This window comes from Microcoleus sp. D3_18a_C4 (genome assembly GCF_036702415.1).
GTDB lineage: Bacteria > Cyanobacteriota > Cyanobacteriia > Cyanobacteriales > Microcoleaceae > Microcoleus.
This window is the reverse complement of record NZ_JAUBTI010000121.1, coordinates 1-18,237: the sequence shown is the minus strand read 5'-3', so window position 1 is coordinate 18,237 and position 18,237 is coordinate 1. Positions and strand designations below refer to the sequence as shown.

The following is an 18,237-nucleotide window of genomic DNA, read 5'->3' as shown; positions in this document are numbered from 1 at the left end:
CCTCTTCCACAAAGAGTAAATTTTATTGTAAGGTTTGTGGAAAATGCCACAAGATATCAATTCAATCGCACTTTAAAATTGCATCATTCTTAACAACAGGCAAGATGCCTCTTCCACAAAGAGTAAATTTTATTGTAAGGTTTGTGGAAAATGCCACAAGATATCAATTCAATCGCACTTTAAACCTGCGGCTGCGGCTGTGGGAAATTCGATCGGCACAAATGTAACTCCAAACTGTTCTCTAGAACACGGTACAATATGCGCCACTCGTTTAGGAGGATTTTTCCGGTTTCCAGTCTTTGAGTCAAACTCTATTATACCCGTAGCTCCCTCGGCTTTAAAGTTGGGATCGGCTAAAGTTTTTTGCATTCCTTCACGGCTGGGTTCTGGCTGCATTTCTAGGGCTTTAATCAGTGTCCGGGCGGCATCGTAGGTTAAAGCCGATCGAGTATTGACCGGGCCGCCCCACAATTTTTCAGCGTTTTGGGGAAATTTTTTGTCAAAACTTATTAACGGATGCCAAAACACAGATATGCCCAGTTTTTCAACAGACTTTAGCTCTTTTCCTACTTCTAACGTTCTCGGCTCGTACAGAGTCCAGGGCCCGACAATCCAATTGCGATCGCCATTAGCTTTAATCATTGCGATCGCATTTTCCAGGGAATTAGTGACTTGACCGTCGGGAATGACAAGTAAGGCTGTTTTTCCGGCTTTCTCAACTTCTTTAATTGCTGCTTCGGCGTCTAAATTATTTTTAGATAAATCGTAATAATTCCTAATTCTAAAAGTTGAGCCTCCTTGGGCTTCAAATTGCTCTTTAAATTCTTCCCACAAAGAAGCGCTAAACGGACTGTTGGGATTGTAAAATACTGCAACTTTTTTCTCGCCGACCCCTAGCAGTTGATTTACTAAAGATTCAGCTTCTATGCTAGTTGTCGGAGCCGTCCGAAAGAAAAATTTTCGAGGTTTTCGCGTCAGTTCTTCTGTTGTGCTTCCCGGAGAAATGGCTACGAGTTTATTTTGATTGTAAATATCTACTGTTTCAACAGTCATGTCGCTAGTATAGTGTCCGATGACTGCTAGAATATCGGGCTGAGCGACCAGAGAATTAGCCCTTTGAACGGCGTAGGATTTGATATTGCCATCATCAGCAATGATGACTTTGAGACCTTTTCCTTTAATAGCTTTTGGTTCGAGAAAGCGTTGACCGGGAAAATCTTTATTGTTCTCATTTGCAGCCAGAAGACCTAAATTAACTTCGGTTTGAGCTTGAGCAATGCCACGGAGCAGTTCTTCTGCTAAATTTGCGTTGAGGATGCTGCCGTCCTGATTTCGACGGATAGGAACAACAATTGCGATCGTGTAATATTCTGCATTTATTGCCTTCAGCAGAGCATTGTTGATGTAAATTAAAGTTTCTGGATCTCTGCGGTCTTCCCGCCAGGACTGTTTGAGCAATTTTAAAGCTTCGGGATAATTTGAGTCGGCAAACTCATTGATTCCCCTTTGTTTTGACCACAGGGCGGAGGTTTGCACTAGGAGTTTTTTGCCGGAACTTACACCATCGGCGGGGGGTGTAGCCAGCGTTGGTTGCTGGGAAATTCTGGGGATTAGCGGGGAAATTCTGGGGATTAAAAATACGATCGCCCCAAAAGCCGCAATTCCCGCCACGCCGAACAGCAGCCAGCGCCAGCCCGATCGCAACTTCCGCGAAGTTTTGGGTACCTGGGGCCCTGGGACGATCGACAAATCCAAGTCTTGCAAAACTTCCTCAACAGATTGGTAGCGGTCTTGAAAGTGGAAACGCACCATCTTAGTTAAAATATTTTTAAGCTTGTCGCTAACTTTTACCGCAGGGCGATCGGGCGTCGAGTAATCCCAGATAATTTCGCAAGTATGGGGGTCTTGTGGCAGATTGGTGGGAAGCTGCCCGGTGAGGGCTTGAATCGCGATTATTCCTACTGCATAAATATCATTGTAGGGTTGCGGGGTAGACTGCGGATTGTATTGTTCAGCAGGCATATAACCCCTAGTGCCGATCGCCTGCGATGTTAATATTTCACCAGTAGAGTTAGAGGTAAAAGTGCTGATTTCTTTGACCGCCCCAAAATCTATTAAAACAATTTGTTGATTTGTTTGGCGCCGAATTAAGTTAGAAGGTGTAATATCGCGGTGAATAATATTTTCTTTGTGGACAGATGTTAATATTTCCAGAACTTCCCGCAACAAAGCAACGGTATTTTGCTCATTCCACCGATCGCCTGCAGTGAGTTCTTTACTGAGCTGATGTCCTTTAACGTATTCTTGAACTAAGTAAAAATAATCGTTTTCTTCAAAGCTATCGAATAATTCGGGAATGCGCGAGTTTTTGCCGAGACGGCGCAAAGCGCTAGCCTCCCTTTCAAATCGCTTCCTTGCCCTCTCCAAGACGCGCGGATCGTTCGATGGGGGAAAAGGAATTTCCTTAACAACGCACAGAGGATTATTAGGTTTGTTTATTTGTGCAGCCGTGTAGGTTCTAGCAAACCCTCCCTGTCCCAACAAAGCGATAATTTCGTAGCTTTCATGCAGGATATGCCCTAAGTTGACACACATAAATCTTCCAACACCTCTTGACAGGCTGCGGTCTTTAATGTTGATTATACTCACATCTTGCACCATTCTCAAGAACGGGCTCTCCGGCCCGTTCCACAAAAGATAAATTTTCTTGTGGAACAGGCCGGAAAGCCTGTTCCTAAAAGGCTACTTGAGAATGGTGCAAGATATAAGTTATAGGGACTTAAACAAAAAATTAGTGCCTTTTATTGTAAAATCCATTGTAGTGTAGTTGGCGCTTTCACGTCGAAAAACTCTCATAAAGGAAACAACTCCCACCACCATGTTCCCATGCTTCGATAAATGGTGTCGTCGCGAGAGACGATGTTTTTACCCACAAATCCCAAAAAACGGGCTTCACCCTCATCATAGATGACTCAGGTAATGGCTAAAAAGTGGCTCTTTAACTGCAAGAGTTGGCAGACAATATATGGCGTGAAATCACCACAACTGATAACTGGGTAGTCTTAGTAACTACACATTTATATGATGGAGTAAAAAGTCTGCCACTAGATGTAAGCTGTTAAGCATTTAAACTACGCTCAGAACTTCGACTAAAGTTAAGACTGTTAATACCGCCGCAGTTGGTAGCAGTGCTAGGAAAAATCATCCCGCTAATTTTAAACTGCGTCTGAAAGAACGATTTGCTCCTTCTAAGGCTTTTAAACTCGAACGTTTTGGCTTTATTGGATTCCTCTACAAAGCCAATAAAAGAGCGCTGTAAATTCCAGCACCAAGAGCAAATGCCCAAAACCGACTTTCTCGTTCTTCTGGCAATTCTTCTTTGAGGACGTTGAGAACAATTCCTCCGGCTAAAAAAGCAAATAAAACTGCGATCGCAGTTTTTCCAATTTCAGTAGCGCTACCCAACACCCACCCCAGAATAATAGCTGCTGCTAGTATCCAGCGTCCGATGCGGTCATAAATATGTTTGTGGTGTTCCCGCAAACCAGAGTCGTTCACTGCAAAGTGCAGGGCCATTGCACAAGAAAACAACAGGAGATTGGTAATGCCCGGTTCTTCCCGATGCACCAGCAGATAGCCAATCAGAGCGTTGTAGATTGAAAAAGAGCCTATGTGCAACCAAAAAACACCAGGACTGGTCACATCCTCTTCGCCACGCTGACGAGATAAATTTGCAATTTGCTCCAAGCCGTAAAATACAGTCAATCCTAACAAAGCTATTAAATAAACGTGGTGTTCTAGATAGGAAATAACTCCTGCTTCTACTTGCTCTAATACCGCTTGGTGCAGATTTAATTCCGGTAAAATATGCACAAAAACATAAGCTACCGAAACCCCACCCGCCGCTGAAAGCCAGCCACTGCGAGGAATAGGAGCAAACCGCAACTTGCCGCAAAATAAATGTGTCAGCGCTAAACCAATGGCAATCAGCGCGGTTAGAGCTAAAGTATTAGGAGGCGATCGTAAAGCTGCTGTTATTACCATAATTCTGCTCAACCAAATTAATCCTGTTTTAAAGCTTTAAGGACTTGGTGATACCGCTCTTGCACATCTTTCTGGTCTTGCTCCTGAGATATTTGTTCGAGGCTACTATTTAAAATCATATCCGCGTGACGGCGTAAAGCTTCTCGTTGTTTGGAATTGCGGGTGTAAGTGGCGATGCAAGCTATAGCTTCCAATAAGCGAATTGTTACCGCCACATCTGATTTACTGTACTGGCGAATTTGGTTAAATGCAGCATCGACTAACCCTTCAAATGTCACTCCTTCAACAATGACGCGCAAATTCTGTTCATCGTCGTAGCGATACGGCGAGGGAAAATCCCTTTGAGCGAGGCGGGATAATCCGGCGCTGAGTCGATCGATACACCGAATCGCAGTAAACGGATCGTTGACAGCAGGAGAAATCGCACGCAAGGCAATTTCAACTAACTGATCGATGGGAAATTCTACATCTTGATATTCCGTCCGTTCTTTGCCCAGAATAAAAGCATCGTTAATCTGTTGGCTCAGGCGTTGATTCACCCCTTTTTCCGGGAAAACCATCGCTACATCGCTGCCCTTGACGATAAACTTTCCCGGTCGAGTTTTAAGACGTAGAAGCAGATTGTACTGACGGGCAATTTTCATTAATTCGTCGTCATCGATTGCTTGCAAATAACCCTCACCAGTGGCTTTGATTGGACTTGCTTCTGAGTCAAAATTTGCAGGAAGTTCTCCCACTTGTCGCGAGTTGTTCGCTTTACCTTCTCCGATTTTTTCGGGAAATAGACGATCTAGAGCTTTGTCTAAATCGCCACTAACCTGAGTAATTACATGGGACGCTTGAATAATGGTTGATGCGTGATGGATAAAGTAAATCAGTACGCCGATACTGGCAATTGCCAATCCGGTACCAACTGTAACCGAGAGTTGGGGTACAAAGAGACTGTATCCTTCTCCTTCTGCATGAATGGTTCGCAGTACGAGCAAACAGTAAATAAACGTGCCAATGAAAGTGCCAAGCACGATTTGATTGCCCGTATCCTGCATAAAACTACGCAGCAATCGGGGCCCAAAATTGGAGCTCGCCAACTGAAGCGCCACAATAGTAATAGAAAAAGCTGTAGCAACAACGCTGATCATTGAACCGGCAACCGATGAAAGAACCGCTCGCGCACCATCGGCTCCACCCGTGTAAATCCACCTCCAGTTTGGTATATTACCCGTGCGGTCAAGTGTCAGCATTGCGATCGCTAAAATCATCGATCCCACCGCCATCAACGTTGGGATAAACCAGTAGCTAGAGTGCAGCGAGTCCCAAATTTTGCTTAATTTGACATTTTTCATGAGTTGGGGTGGCGTGAAGATTGTCCGTTGCCGTCAGGTTGCGATCGCAGTTCAATTAGTTTTTGCAGAGAACCGCTGATGCTGCGGGGTTTGGGAACTTCGCCATTACCAGCGGGCCATCCTTCGCGTTGACGTTTGCGATCGCCATCCGTCTCTTCGGTTTGATCGTGAAACAAAATTTGCTGCGTAGGAAAGGGCAAGTCGATGCCATTGGCACTCAGCTTTTCCTTAATCGCAGAAAGTACCTTGTCGCGCGATCGCAGATCGTCCATTCGTCGCGGCGGAGCAATCCACCATCGAGCGCGGATATTGACGCTACTTCCTGCAAGTTCCATCAGCAGCACGTCAGGAGAAGGGTCCTTCAAAACCTCATCCACACTGTGCATGGCTTCCATCATTAACTGCTTGGCTCGGTGAAGATCGTCGCCGTAGCCGATACCAACGTCGTATTCCATCCGGCGTTTATCAAAGGCGGTATTAACAGTAACAGAATTGGTGAACAATTCCGCATTGGGAATTACAATCCGGCGACCATCATAGGTTCGGATTGTTGTAGCGCGAGTTTCAATATTTTCTACGGTTCCCTCAAAGTTTTTAAACACAATCTGGTCATCGATTTGGAACGGTTCAGTCAAAAGAATTAGGATACCAGCTAGGAAGTTTTGTAAGATATCGCGAAAGGCAAAACCAATCGCTACCCCGCTAATTCCCAGCAGTTGCACCAAATCGCCTGCTTTAAATGTGGGAATTATAATCGACAAGGCAATAAACAGACCAACCAAAACAGTAATACCCTGCGCTAACCTTCCCAACACCAGTCCCAAATTCCGGGATTGGCGGTGGTTGCGGGTAAGCCGCCTGACCGATATCTTAATTGACCTCCCAACAAAGAAAAAGATTCCAAAAACAACTAACGCTAGTATCATATTAGGCAGCAGGACAATGAAGCCATCGATCATGCTCTCAATCTTGTCCCAGACTCCGGATATTTCTGCTTTCATAAAACTTCCTCTTGCATCAGTGGTTATTGATTGTATTAAAATTAGCCATGTCAAACTCTATCTTAAGGCGGTAAATTACTGTAACGTGAGGCTAATTTAGGACTTACACAGCCACAGTAAATATTGGGGATGGTTCGTTACGCAGAAAGCTAACGCACCAACAATTTTTTTCAAGTGGATATCGAAGCCACATCTTGACCGTTGAGTTTTTGTGCGATCGCATCCAGCACCCTCTGTTCTGCTTCGGAAACCTCTCCGCTATTTTCGGCAATGCGACGGCATTGAGCTAATAGCGGTACTGCAAAGTCGGGGTTAAGTTGCTCTAACAATGCACCCAATGGTTTGGGGGACTTGATGTTAGCAGCAATCCTTTTGAGAGAATCGGCATTTAATTGCAATGCCTTCAATTCTGGCAGAATATCTTCCCAGTTTTTGTTGGGATAACTTGCCAAAATCATGTGAACCATAATTTGATCCATCACTGCTTGCTGCGCGATCGCCCGATCGAGATATTTCTCGCTTTGTTGCTGAATCGCTTGCAATGTTTCGGTTCCAGGTTCTTCAGTATCTTCCCTCAGTTTGGCTTCGTAAAACTCGCGCGCCGCATATCCCAGCGCGTACAGCATCGTAGCATTCGTACTCGCACCAATCATCGCGCCAGCCAGCGGTACGTTGCGTAAAAAGCCCAAACCAGCTCTCATTGCGTTGCTACCGCCTAGCGCTAACCCAAAAATTGCCAAAACCTCGCCTTTTCGGGCTGGCTGTTGCAAATCCATCCCATAGGCGGCGGCAATTTCATAAACCATTTCGGTTTGAATTGCAGTAGTCGCGGCTAAATCGATCGCCAGCAGTGCAGCCGCGACACCGGGTAAAATGCTGCTAGCAAATCCGACACCACCGGCGTGGATCGCTTTTTCCACCATAATGCGATGGGCAATTTCGCTGGGATATTCATTGGGATACTTTTGTTGGAGTTGCTTGACTTGAGCTTCGGCTTTGGCTAAGTCAATGCGATCGCTAACCCCAACTAACCAATCAAGCCTGAGTACCCCCGCCACTTGTTTAACAAAGGGAAGATTGCCCACATAAGTTACCGCATCTCCGGTTCCTTGCGTCGCTTGTCCAATCAATCGATAAGTTTGTTTAGCAGCAGCTTGCCCCCAATCAACTGCTGTGTCAAAAACCGCTTTGCCTGTATTCAGTGCAGATTCTGTTGTCTCGGCAATGAAATTTAACAAACCAGGTTTTTGCTGTGAATTAGTTTCTTTTTTTAGGTTTGATTGGTCATCCATCACTGTTTTTTCAATTAACTACAACACGCCAGGTTTCCCGCTTGGACGTAGCCTCTCAAAGGCACTGTAATCGGCACCCAGCCATTCTCACCAAGATTTTGAATCGTCACATTTCGTGCGGAATCAATGATGCCAACCGCTTCGCTGTTAGCCGTCGGTTGTCGCCGAACATTAACACCATTCCTCGCAATAACCTGGCGACAGCTATCCGGTACTTGCGCTAGTAAAGATTCACCTTGAATCTGTGTTTGATTTGTATCAGCGGCGAACGAGGGAGCAACTAAAACCGTTGGCGTTAACAATATCGAACTTGTTAACGTTGTATATTTTTGCCAGATCCTCTGCTGTTGCATCGCTTTATCTTCTTTTAAATCTCTAGGCCAAAACCTTAGAAAAGGTTTTTAGCTCGTTCATCTTCTCCAAGAAAGGATGAATCATCATCCCAACGGTATAAAATAATTCGACTCGCTGCTGTGCTTGTTGAATTGTCAGGTTTTATCATCCCTAATCAAGCATAAACGCGAGGTTTGCGAGCGCCAAGAGCAGCACCAATCATTGCCGCTGCCAAACTCAGCAAAGAGCCAAGTAGAAATGACCAAACAGCTTTAGCTGTATTACCAGCTATATCGCGAACTTGATTTGGGTCTACATTCGGCGCTTGATTGGGTATATTAACGCCGCCCTGTTGTTGTACTTGATTGGCAATTTCTCCAGCATTAGCAGCCGCAGCGCCAACAGCACCCGATATCCCGCTTCCTAATAACCAAGCACTAAGTGCTAATGTAGCTCCCCAAAGAATTGCTGCATTCAAAAAAGCTGTTTTCTTGGTCATCGGCCCGCAGCTTTGAGCCATTACCCAACCGCCCAAAAATAGGGAAATCAGCAAACTGATAATCGACCAAATTACGACCCCAAAACCAACGGAACCTGCATCCGCGCCTGTTGCACCCGCGCTTAATCCGATCGCCATTGCCAAAGCGCTTAAAATTAGTTGAGTACCCAGAGCGATCGCAATTCCTGCCAAAATTGGCCCCCACCTCACTTGGTCGTGGTAATCCACCAGCGGATTGACGATTGTAGGCTCAGTGAGTGGATTGCCCGATCGATCTGGATAAGTCATAAAAGATTAACCCTTGCGTTACGTTGTGAGTTTTTTTCCCTTGATGGTAATTTAATTTTACTTAATAAGTATTACTAGAATATCTACCGACGGGCATAATATTTTCTTATTTTATGATTTTAACGATCGAAAGTAGTAATTTCGCTCATAAATCGAAATCTCATTCAGAAAAAACCCCAGCAGCTAGTTAGAAATGTCCTTAATTTTGTAGGAGCTCGCGTAGTTGAGGTGATAATAAAACCTGAGAAATCCTTGTGAGAGCTTTTGGCATAAAAGTTGTAAATTGACTCAACCCAGCCTACGAATAATTAGATAAATTTATCACGTTCAGTACGGTAGAGCTCAATTCATCTACCTAAAGATAGAAAAATCTAAAAAAAAATCGCTCTATTGATGATTTTCAATTGGCTGAATCCTTCATAAGAAGGAAGTATTAGAACTGATATCTATCTAAAGTAGGTGCAAAGCTTGATGTACATAGGTACAGAAAACAACAATGTTACTTTACAAAATTGAGGATTTTAATCCCAACTACCGCCAAGCAGCTTTTGAGGAGGACGATATCAAAGGGCTGGATGTGTATGGCGGAAGTACCTACGATAAAATTGGCACGATCGATACTGTGCTGGTAGATGAGACAGGACGTTTCCGCTATTTTGTGGTAGAGACTGGTTCTTGGATTGTTGACAAAAAAGTTTTACTTCCCATCGCTCTTTGTCGCATTGATTTTAATGGGCGGCGTGTTTACGCTACAAATTTGCGGAGTAAAGACCAAGTGGAAAAACTACCCAGGTATGAGCATGGGATGGCAGTTGATTACGCTTATGAAGAACAAGTGCGGGGTATTTATCGGACTGCAACAGTAGAAGGGTCTGCACCCGTAGAAGCATCATTACCTTTAGAAGCACCTGTTCGAGTTTCTACACGGCATGCTGTCTCGCCTCAAGCTAGTAATCCTGCTTATGACCGGGATACCTATACTTACGATAAAGAGCCCCAATTGTATCAGATGAACGAACAGGATCATCAAAAACTCAAACTGTACGAAGAACGATTAGTTGCAGATAAAACCCGTCGCAAAACAGGCGAGGTAATAATTGGCAAGCAAGTTGAAACCAAAACGGTACAACTGCAGCTTCCTGTAGAAAAAGAGCGAGTTGTGATTGAGCGCACTACTCCAGAATATGCAGGGAGTCGAGTAACTCCAGATACCGCCTTCAAGCAAGAAGAAATGGTACATTTTGATATCTACGAAGAAAGTGTGGATATCCAAAAGCAAGCGTTCGTGCGCGAGGAAGTGCAAGTCCGAAAAGAGGTTGAGCAAGATACGGTTGAGGCAACAGACACAGTACGTCGCGAAGAGTTAGAGGTAAAAAAAGAATGGGAATCGGATCGGAAAAAAAGTAATCCGCTTTAAATCAGCCAAATAGTCTCGTTAAAAATGCAAAAATCAGGAGGAAATTTATCATGTCTACTCGCAGGTATTTACCGTCAATCAGCGTAGCCTTTTTAGCTTTAGCCATTAGTGTCAGTGGCACTGGCTTTGTGCTAAGTTCCCAGGAAGTTGCTGCTCAACAAGCTAAGTCGAAATTTCCTGATGTACCGCCGAATTACTGGGCGCGTCCGTTTATTGATTCCTTAGCTGAAAAAGAGATTGTTACCGGATATGTAAACGGAACTTTTAGACCAAAACAGGTTGTGGATCGGGATGAATTTTCGGCGATGATCCGCCAAGCTTTTAATCGAGCAAGCGTTAGAAAGATACCCAGCGGAAGTTACTTTAAGGATGTGCCTAAAAACTACTGGGCAGAAACTCCGATTAAAGAAGCTTATGAAACGGGATTTATGAATGATTTTCCCGGAAAGGAGTTTCGTCCGAAGCAGCCCTTGACTAAAGCACAAGCATTAGTTGTGTTAATGAGGGGTTTAAATATGGATTACAATCCCCCTGTTGTCAAAACCGATCGAGCGACTGCAACTCCAGCAAAGCCAACTCCAGTAAATCAACGTCGAATTGCTAGGAACCGTTTGGCATTTCCCCTCGCAGCGACTGTTTTGATGCAGCCGTTATTACCTGTAGTGGCAAGGCTGCAGCCTGCGGCTGCGCCCGCATCTCAACCGGCTAAGGCTGTTCCACCAACAACGACAAAAGCTGCAACTGCCCCTGCTAAAAATTCGGCATTAGATTTTCTCAATTCGTACTATAAAGATGCCGGGAAACTTCCTAAATATGCGGTTGAGCCAGTGGCAGCAGCTACAAAGGCAAAGATAGTGGTCAACTATCCAGATCCGAGAGTTCTTAATCCGAACGAGTTGCTCAGTCGGGGTAGTGCTACTGCCCTAATTCATCAAGCTTTGGTCAATCAAGGTCAGATAGAACCGCTTCCCGACAAGGATAGTGCTAAGTACATTCCTACGAGCCCACGTCGCTAGTTGTCTCCTCAACATTAACTTTTTTACTCCTGGATTCGATTGACTCGAAACCAGCGATAGCCGTAGGGTTCTAAGGGAATAGATGGCGAGTCGGCATCGAGAGATTCATACAGCCGATCGCCAAATAAATCGAACAGAGGGGTGTATTCGTTAGATTTGAGCGTCGCGGTACAAGGCTTGTCGGCTAGATTGTGGACAGCAATCACCCTCCTGCCTTCCCAGTCGCAGCAGTGGGCTAAAACCGAGGGAGAGTCGGTTTCGAGAATGTGCCACTTCCCCATACCCAACTCAGGACATTGCTTGCGGATGCGGATTGCACGATCCATCCAGTTAATTAATGAATCACGATCGCGCTGCGCTGCGGCGACATTGACCTTTTTGTAACCGTATTCTCCGATCGCGATCGCAGGTCTGGCAAGAGTATCAGTTGCAGCCGTCGAGAAGCCACCATTCGCTGCATCTGACCATTGCATCACCGTGCGAACGCTGTCTCGACCTTCCAGCGAAAGGTCATCGCCCATGCCAATTTCTTCGCCATAGCGCAGCATGGGTGTACCAGGCAGAGTAAACAGCAAACTGTAGACAAGTTCAATCCGGCGGCGGTCACCTCCCATCATCGGTGGTAAGCGACGACGAATCCCGCGGCCGAAAATTTGCATAGTTTTCTCAGGGGCAAACGCTGCAAAAATTTCCTCTCGTTCCGATGAAGTAATGCGATCTAGCGTCAGTTCATCATGGTGGCGCACAAAATTAAGCCACTGACAAATAGGAGGAATATCCGGTAAGGTTTTTAGTCCATCGCGCAATGCTGTGGATTCTTGACGCGCCAGGGCCAAAAACAGATGCTGGTTCAGCAAAAAGTTGAACAGAATGTGCATTCTGTCGCCCTTAGCAAAGTAGACAGGAATTTGCTCGCGATCGACATTTGCTTCTGCCAGCAACACAGCATGACCCTGACGCGATGACACAAACTCTCTCATTTCTTCCAAGAAACCTCGCAGGCTTTCGGGGTCTGCACCTTCGATGCCAATCCCCTTAATTAAAAAGGGAACAGCATCAATGCGAAATCCCGACACGCCCAGTTCTAGCCAGAAACCCATAATTTTGCAGATTTCTTCTCGTACCGCCGGATTGGCAATATTCAAATCTGGCTGTTCTTTATAGAAGTGATGCAAATAGTAAGCTTTTGCTTGTTCGTCGTACTCCCAAATACTGTCCTCGACATCGGGAAATATCAGTTGTTCTGGATCGGTTTTGGGTGGATTTTCTGACCAGACGTAGTAATTGCGATACTTGGAGTTTTTATCGCTTTTAGCTGCAAGAAACCAAGGATGTTGATTGGACGTATGATTTACTACCAGATCGATCAGCACGCGAATTCCTCGTTCCCTTGCTTGGTGCATGAACTCGACAAAATCTCCCAGGGTTCCCAGTCGCGGGTCAATGTTGTAGTAATCCATCACGTCGTAGCCATTGTCCCGGTTAGGGGAAGGATAAAACGGCAGCAACCACAAACAAGTAATTCCTAGTCCTGATAAATAGTCTAGGCGGTTGATAAGTCCCTGAAAGTCGCCGACACCATCGCCGTCCGAGTCCATGAAGGTTTCAACATCGAGGGAGTAGACAATTGCGTTTTTATACCAGAGGTCTTTCATTGCAGTAAATTTCTTAATAGAGAAACGGTGTAACATGGCTTTGTTCAGAAACCCGGTCACTGGATCGTTTAGGAAGCTGAATGCCACGAATATAGCTCATCTTTCGCAATATGAGCCTAAGTTTTGTTTGTCCCCATTAGAAATCTATCAATATAAAGGTAGATGAAATATCTATCAAGATAATAAATAAGTTACGTTTTTTAAATAAAAAAAAGGTTGATCGGGCTGACTACCATTAGCAGGAGCGATCGCTATTTCCGATTAGATGTTCACCCCAAGAGCCACCTTGTTTAGCTTGTAGCTGCACTGTCTTCGCTCTTTTTCGCCAAGACAGTGCTTTCGCCACCAACCTTAGTTAAATCGGTCAGCCCTTGTCAATCCTAACGACCTAGAAGTTGTGTTTGCCTTTAGCGATCGCCCATGCTGCCAACTAATCTTCTACCCAATTGAGTAACCCAAGAGAAGTAACAGCTCCAAAAAAGTGAGCGCCAATCAGATTGACGTTTGCCATCGTCACAAAAATATCTAGGGAACGAATCACATTTTCTGGCGCATAAGCTGCCATCGCTTGGGGCTGACTAAGAGTTTTCGCTAGCACTACAGCAACTGTTTCTTCAGAAGCGACAAACGCGATTAATACCCCCACCAAACTAGAAACTAATCCAATCCGTAAGGTGTGAGTAATATGCTCTTTGCTGGGATATACCTGGGAATTTTCGGCGTGCAAAAGTCGGCCTAAAAGCCTATAGCGAAAATCCCAAAAAATTCTAAAGCACAGCAATAATAGGCCAATTATTGCTAAAAATACCCCGAAACCAATACCTGCATTATTGGCTTGTTCGCTCATGTTGCGACCCAACATAGCAAATAATAAAACAATGCCGGAAACAGCACCCAAGAATAACTGTATCCAGAAGCTAAATCTACTGAACAAGCGAAAAGTTGCGACGAATTCGCTTTGGGTCAAGGGTTGCGACAAGGATTCTGGTTGATTCAGTTGATTCATTATATACACCTTATTGCTGAATTGATCGTCAAAGCAAACGACGTAAGAAATAGGTTCTGCTTGTCTTCCTGTCGCAAGCGATCGCCTTGTGGTTAGCTATTAGAGTTTTCCTGAAAAGTCAGTTAAGGGCAGGACAGGATGCCGGATGTTTGGGAACCGAATTCGGCAATTTCCGGTAACAAAAAGGTTGAACTCAACACAGAAACTGCCGTTGTGGTTGATTTGATTTTCCTAAAATCCTCCCGGTTCTGAACAATCAACTTCTTGCGACAATGGGAATTTAGAGTCTTAAAAATCGACTTAGCCAAAACGTCTATTGTTTCTGTTCACCATTTCAAAATCTTGCTTCTATCTCTATTTAATCTAACTAGCCCAATCTTGCCATCTGTCTGATGCCATAAGAAAATATCCCCCTGATGGAGGATGATTGAGGAAAAATTTATGATAGAGCTTTGAGTTAAGTGCGATCGCACTATTGGCGATAGATGCTGGATTCCCAACTCCCGCACCGGGGCGCATCTATTCTTGCAACGTCCATAAGCTAGTTAGGGCCGTTATTGCAGATTTGTCAGATATATCATTATGGAAAAGCAGGTATTTTTGCTTTCCGTTTACACCTTAGCTCTTGATAGCCTTCGGATTTTTTTTTGACATTCTTTTTAGCGTCGCCAATTCTAATTGTTATTCAAACTTCGGTTAAAGAAGTTTTCATCAAAAATCTACTATACCGCTGGCAGACTCCTCCATCAGGCAAGCCATCTTATAGCCCCTAAAGCTATATTTGTCAAGCCCAATAAATGTGAAATTTCTTACTCAATCAACCGATGACACTCCCGCTCAAGACAGATTTAAAAATTTTCTAAACAAGCTAATCTTTAACTTAAGAAATAATAACATAAATTATCTGTTTAAGAACTCAGTTAACTGGAAAAGAATGCACTATTGCCTATGGCAGCAGTCGTGAACAACTAAATTGTCAAAAAATATGAAACAGCCCAACTCACCCACCGACAGCATTAAACAGTCAATCGGACAGGCAGCTTCTCATGTGTGGTTTGAGCGACTGGCAAGATTGGGATATGCTTCCAAAGGCTTAGTTTACTTTATTGTCGGTTTTTTAGCAGCACAAGCAGCCTTTAGTATGGGCGGCAGGACAACCGATACTAGCGGTGCATTATCAGAAATTGTTAACCAACCCTTCGGTAAATTTCTGCTATTTCTGGTAACGATTGGCCTTATTGGTTATGCCCTTTGGCGTATCGTTCAGACAATTCTCGACCCAGAACACCAAGGAGACAAATTGGATGCCAAGCGAATTGCCCAACGCATTGGCTACGCCTTAAGTGCTTTAGGATACGCAGGTTTGGCTTTAACGGCTGTAAAACTGATAATGGGTTCGGGCGGTGGTAAGAGCAATACAACCGAAGATTTGACAGCCCAAATTTTAGCGCAACCGTTTGGACAATGGCTAGTAGGATTGGCAGGATCAATTGTTATTGGCGTAGGATTTTCTTATTTCTACGAAGCATATAAAGCCAAATTTCGCCGCCATTTCAAGCTAGATGAAATGAGCCAAGCCGAGCAAACTTGGGCGATACGCTTGGGTCGATTCGGAATTGCGGCCCGTGGGATTGTTTTCGTTATAATCGGTATTTTCTTAATTCAAGCAGCCAAGCTATCAGATGCCAGTCAAACGAAGGGATTGGGCGAGGTGTTGGCAATTCTGGGACAACAGCCTTTTAGTCCAGTGATTTTGGGCCTAGTACCTTTGGGTTTAATTGCCTATGGCATCTACTCGGTAATTCAAGCTCGCTATCGGAAAATTTTGCGATCGTAAACTGGCGCGTTATACAGAGAGTTTTGAGTACAACAAGTTTTTTGAATTAAGAACTTATCCAACTCAAAACTCAAAACTTTTACTAGGCGTCCTGATAAAATCACCTGCTTTTAAGTCGGGATATTTTAACTCAAAACTCAGGGCGGGCACTCTTGGCACCGCCCCTACTCAAAACTCAGGGCGAGCACTCTTGGCACCGCCCCTACTCAAAACTCAGGGCGAGCACTCTTGGCACCGCCCCTACTCAAAACTCAGGGCGGGCACTCTTGGCACCGCCCCTACTCAACTCAAAACTCCTAAAAACTTATGGCACAAATTGGTTATCATGCTTCGCACGAACAGTTTAAGCCCAGCGAACTGCTGAAATATGTCCAAATTGCAGAACAAGCTGGCTTTACCCATGCCCTTTCTTCCGATCACTTTCATCCTTGGAGTGAAGCGCAAGGACAAAGTGGTTTTGCTTGGTCTTGGTTGGGTGCAGCAATGCAAGCAACGCCGAGGCTTTCCTATCGAGTTGTTTGCGCTCCCGGACAGCGGTATCATCCGGCTATTATTGCCCAAGCTGCGGCAACGTTGGCAGAAATGTTTCCCAATCGTTTTTGGCTTACGGTTGGCAGCGGTCAAGCGTTGAACGAACATATTACTGGGGATAAGTGGCCTACTAAGAGCGATCGCAACGCGCGCCTCAAAGAATGTGTCGATATTATCCGCGCCCTTTGGGCAGGAGAAACCGTCACCCATCGCGGTTTAGTGTGCGTAGAAGATGCAAAACTCTATACCCGCCCGGAAATTCTCCCATTAATTATCGGCGCCGCAGTTACCCCAGAAACCGCAGAATGGTTGGGCAGTTGGGCAGATGGATTAATTACTACTTCTCGCCCACCCGAACAGTTAAAAAAAGTCGTCGATGCGTTTCGTCGCGGTGGTGGAGAAGGGAAACCAATGATTTTGAAAGTGCAGCTTTCCTATGACAGTAATGCAGAGAAAGCACTACAAGGCGCTCATCATCAATGGCGTAGTAACATCTTCAAAAGTAAAATGCTGACAGAACTGATAACACCCGATCGATTTGATGCCGCCGGGGAGTTTGTGCAACCAGAGGAGTTATATCAACACGTCCGCATCTCGGCAGACCAAGAGCAGCATATTGAGTGGTTGCAAAAAGATATTGAATTGGGGTTCGATCAACTAATTTTGCACAACGTTAACCGAGAACAAGAGCAGTTTATTGAGGTGTTTGGCGAAAAAGTAGTGCCAGCGCTGACCAAAACTTGATCTTGGCATCTACCTAATTCAAGACTTTGAATTCTGATTCAATAATTGCTGAATCTCAGCCCGCAAGGCAGCAATTTCAGTTTGAAGTGCTGCCATTGATTTCGCTCCTGCTAATTCTGCTTCGTCATCCTCTGCATCGCGACCAATAAAAAATGTGGCGATGGTCGCAGTTACATAACCAAAAACCGCAAACGCATAGAGTGCCAGAACAAGGCAAAGTATGCGACCTTCTGGCGTTTTGGGCCAATATTCCGAACCCATTGTCATCATCAGCATTGCCGTCCACCATAACGCTGTGCCGTAATTATTTAACCCGGAGGAACCATCGGCGACTTCTTTTTCAAAAGCATACATCCCTGCTGCACCTACCAAGGTAATAATTATCGTTAGTCCTACGACATAGCCAAATCCGCGACGGCTAACACTCGCAGCTAATGCCCGCATCCCTCGATTCGTACCAGTCATAACTCGCAACAACTGCAAACTTCGCACAGCCCGTGCTGTTTTGAATGCTCGCACAACTCGTACAATCCGAAAGGTACGCAAAGCTGGCAACAGCAGAGAAAAAGCCGTTATCCAATGGCTTTTGATATAGGAAATTTTGCGGGGAGCCAAGGCAAATTTAACTAGAAAATCTGCAATAAAGATAATCCAAATAGTAGTGCTAACGACTTCTAGCAGTGGATTTAACCCCCAAATTAATTCAATAATAAATAGGGCTAGCCACACAAATGCCAGCACCAGCATGGGAGCTTCCAGCCAATCTTCTAGCTGTTGCAAAATCTCGTTTTGCTCTTGTTCTATGGCTTGTTTTTCTGCCTGGTTCGGGGTCTTCATCTACCTACCAAATCATTAGAAGTTGTCTTTTACGCTGCATTTTAGCATAAGCTTTAGCCCACGGCACAGCAGTAAAGCCGTGGGCGATTATTGACGCGCAAATAATTAGGCTACTAATGACCCAAGCTGACTCTAATCCCGTTTTACGTAGCGCCAGCATGGCATAGAAAATCGCTGCCCCACCGATAGGACCCAACCATCCTAAAAACAAAGTATCTTGCCAGCTTTTTAGCTGACCCAGCTCATGTGGTCGAAGACAGCGCAACTAACTACAAACCCTTGTTAGGAATGAGAATTAAATAACTTCCACAATTTTGTGGGACGGGCGGGACGCCCATCCCACAATAACAATTAAAATTGTAAGTTATTTAATTCGCGATCCTTAAATTCATTC

The 18,237-nt window shown here is 44.8% G+C and carries 14 protein-coding genes and 1 pseudogene; 5 read left to right on the top strand and 10 right to left on the bottom strand.

Translation table 11 applies throughout. The features are described from left to right. Window positions 1–168 precede the first annotated feature (168 nt). Entirely contained in the window at window positions 169–2,595 is a 2,427-nt protein-coding gene (locus QUB16_RS29420; protein WP_333321646.1) for a bifunctional serine/threonine-protein kinase/ABC transporter substrate-binding protein, read from the bottom strand. A 259-nt stretch (window positions 2,596–2,854) separates the two neighbouring features. On the opposite strand from QUB16_RS29420, the pseudogene QUB16_RS29415 reads away from it, so the two are divergent. Further along, window positions 2,855–3,113, top strand: a pseudogene (locus QUB16_RS29415) (transposase); the annotation flags it as partial. Between the two features lie 178 nt (window positions 3,114–3,291). Here the strand turns inward: QUB16_RS29415 and QUB16_RS29410 are convergent. The 6 genes from QUB16_RS29410 to QUB16_RS29385 all read right to left on the bottom strand — a co-directional run bounded on the left by QUB16_RS29410 (window position 3,292) and on the right by QUB16_RS29385 (window position 8,800). Next, window positions 3,292–4,044, bottom strand: a complete 753-nt coding sequence (locus QUB16_RS29410) for a hypothetical protein (protein WP_333321644.1) — start codon at window positions 4,042–4,044, stop codon at window positions 3,292–3,294. 17 nt (window positions 4,045–4,061) lie between these two features. After that, the gene (locus QUB16_RS29405) at window positions 4,062–5,387 is read right to left on the bottom strand and encodes a DUF2254 domain-containing protein (RefSeq protein ID WP_333321642.1); all 1,326 of its coding nucleotides are present in this window, start codon (window positions 5,385–5,387) and stop codon (window positions 4,062–4,064) included. After that, a complete protein-coding gene (locus QUB16_RS29400) occupies window positions 5,384–6,388 on the bottom strand; it encodes a mechanosensitive ion channel family protein (RefSeq protein ID WP_333321640.1) in 1,005 nt (334 codons plus the stop codon). The genes QUB16_RS29405 and QUB16_RS29400 overlap by 4 nt, the downstream gene beginning before the upstream one ends. A 170-nt stretch (window positions 6,389–6,558) precedes the next feature. Then, window positions 6,559–7,680, bottom strand: a complete 1,122-nt coding sequence (locus tag QUB16_RS29395; RefSeq protein ID WP_333321638.1) for a hypothetical protein — start codon at window positions 7,678–7,680, stop codon at window positions 6,559–6,561. A gap of 14 nt (window positions 7,681–7,694) precedes the next feature. Continuing rightward, complete coding sequence (locus QUB16_RS29390; RefSeq protein ID WP_333321636.1) at window positions 7,695–8,033, bottom strand: SH3 domain-containing protein; 339 nt, start codon at window positions 8,031–8,033, stop codon at window positions 7,695–7,697. 155 nt (window positions 8,034–8,188) lie between these two features. After that, a complete protein-coding gene (locus QUB16_RS29385; RefSeq protein WP_333321634.1) occupies window positions 8,189–8,800 on the bottom strand; it encodes a hypothetical protein in 612 nt (203 codons plus the stop codon). 496 nt (window positions 8,801–9,296) lie between these two features. Here QUB16_RS29385 and QUB16_RS29380 point away from each other — a divergent pair, with 496 nt between their 5' ends. Beyond that, window positions 9,297–10,217: a DUF2382 domain-containing protein gene (locus QUB16_RS29380; RefSeq protein WP_333321632.1), complete on the top strand. Its 921-nt coding sequence runs from the start codon at window positions 9,297–9,299 to the stop codon at window positions 10,215–10,217. 50 nt (window positions 10,218–10,267) lie between these two features. After that, window positions 10,268–11,233, top strand: coding sequence for an S-layer homology domain-containing protein (locus QUB16_RS29375; protein ID WP_333321631.1), 966 nt, complete (start codon window positions 10,268–10,270; stop codon window positions 11,231–11,233). 23 nt (window positions 11,234–11,256) lie between these two features. Here the strand turns inward: QUB16_RS29375 and QUB16_RS29370 are convergent, their stop codons facing one another. Together QUB16_RS29370 and QUB16_RS29365 are read right to left on the bottom strand one after the other, a co-directional pair. Beyond that, complete coding sequence (locus QUB16_RS29370) at window positions 11,257–12,888, bottom strand: alpha-amylase family protein (protein ID WP_333321629.1); 1,632 nt, start codon at window positions 12,886–12,888, stop codon at window positions 11,257–11,259. A gap of 430 nt (window positions 12,889–13,318) precedes the next feature. Then, window positions 13,319–13,894 (bottom strand): DUF3611 family protein, encoded by a 576-nt coding sequence (locus QUB16_RS29365; RefSeq protein ID WP_333289664.1) that lies wholly within the window; start codon window positions 13,892–13,894, stop codon window positions 13,319–13,321. Window positions 13,895–14,879: 985 nt separating this feature from the next. On the opposite strand from QUB16_RS29365, the gene QUB16_RS29360 reads away from it, so the two are divergent. Together QUB16_RS29360 and QUB16_RS29355 are read left to right on the top strand one after the other, a co-directional pair. After that, the gene (locus QUB16_RS29360; protein WP_333321627.1) at window positions 14,880–15,731 is read left to right on the top strand and encodes a DUF1206 domain-containing protein; all 852 of its coding nucleotides are present in this window, start codon (window positions 14,880–14,882) and stop codon (window positions 15,729–15,731) included. A 306-nt stretch (window positions 15,732–16,037) separates the two neighbouring features. Next, complete coding sequence (locus tag QUB16_RS29355) at window positions 16,038–17,006, top strand: TIGR03885 family FMN-dependent LLM class oxidoreductase (RefSeq protein WP_333321625.1); 969 nt, start codon at window positions 16,038–16,040, stop codon at window positions 17,004–17,006. Window positions 17,007–17,024: 18 nt separating this feature from the next. Here the strand turns inward: QUB16_RS29355 and QUB16_RS29350 are convergent, their stop codons facing one another. Next, a complete protein-coding gene (locus QUB16_RS29350; RefSeq protein ID WP_333321624.1) occupies window positions 17,025–17,843 on the bottom strand; it encodes an ion transporter in 819 nt (272 codons plus the stop codon). Window positions 17,844–18,237: the final 394 nt, after the last annotated feature.

Coding starts and splice junctions, on each gene's coding strand:
- QUB16_RS29405 (WP_333321642.1), bottom strand. CDS start 5,387: ATGAAAAATGTCAAATTAAGCAAAATTTGGGACTCGCTGCACTCTAGC.
- QUB16_RS29355 (WP_333321625.1), top strand. CDS start 16,038: ATGGCACAAATTGGTTATCATGCTTCGCACGAACAGTTTAAGCCCAGC.
- QUB16_RS29390 (WP_333321636.1), bottom strand. CDS start 8,033: ATGCAACAGCAGAGGATCTGGCAAAAATATACAACGTTAACAAGTTCG.
- QUB16_RS29370 (WP_333321629.1), bottom strand. CDS start 12,888: ATGAAAGACCTCTGGTATAAAAACGCAATTGTCTACTCCCTCGATGTT.
- QUB16_RS29410 (WP_333321644.1), bottom strand. CDS start 4,044: ATGGTAATAACAGCAGCTTTACGATCGCCTCCTAATACTTTAGCTCTA.
- QUB16_RS29395 (WP_333321638.1), bottom strand. CDS start 7,680: ATGGATGACCAATCAAACCTAAAAAAAGAAACTAATTCACAGCAAAAA.
- QUB16_RS29380 (WP_333321632.1), top strand. CDS start 9,297: ATGTTACTTTACAAAATTGAGGATTTTAATCCCAACTACCGCCAAGCA.
- QUB16_RS29385 (WP_333321634.1), bottom strand. CDS start 8,800: ATGACTTATCCAGATCGATCGGGCAATCCACTCACTGAGCCTACAATC.
- QUB16_RS29360 (WP_333321627.1), top strand. CDS start 14,880: ATGAAACAGCCCAACTCACCCACCGACAGCATTAAACAGTCAATCGGA.
- QUB16_RS29365 (WP_333289664.1), bottom strand. CDS start 13,894: ATGAATCAACTGAATCAACCAGAATCCTTGTCGCAACCCTTGACCCAA.
- QUB16_RS29420 (WP_333321646.1), bottom strand. CDS start 2,595: ATGTGTGTCAACTTAGGGCATATCCTGCATGAAAGCTACGAAATTATC.
- QUB16_RS29400 (WP_333321640.1), bottom strand. CDS start 6,388: ATGAAAGCAGAAATATCCGGAGTCTGGGACAAGATTGAGAGCATGATC.
- QUB16_RS29375 (WP_333321631.1), top strand. CDS start 10,268: ATGTCTACTCGCAGGTATTTACCGTCAATCAGCGTAGCCTTTTTAGCT.
- QUB16_RS29350 (WP_333321624.1), bottom strand. CDS start 17,843: ATGAAGACCCCGAACCAGGCAGAAAAACAAGCCATAGAACAAGAGCAA.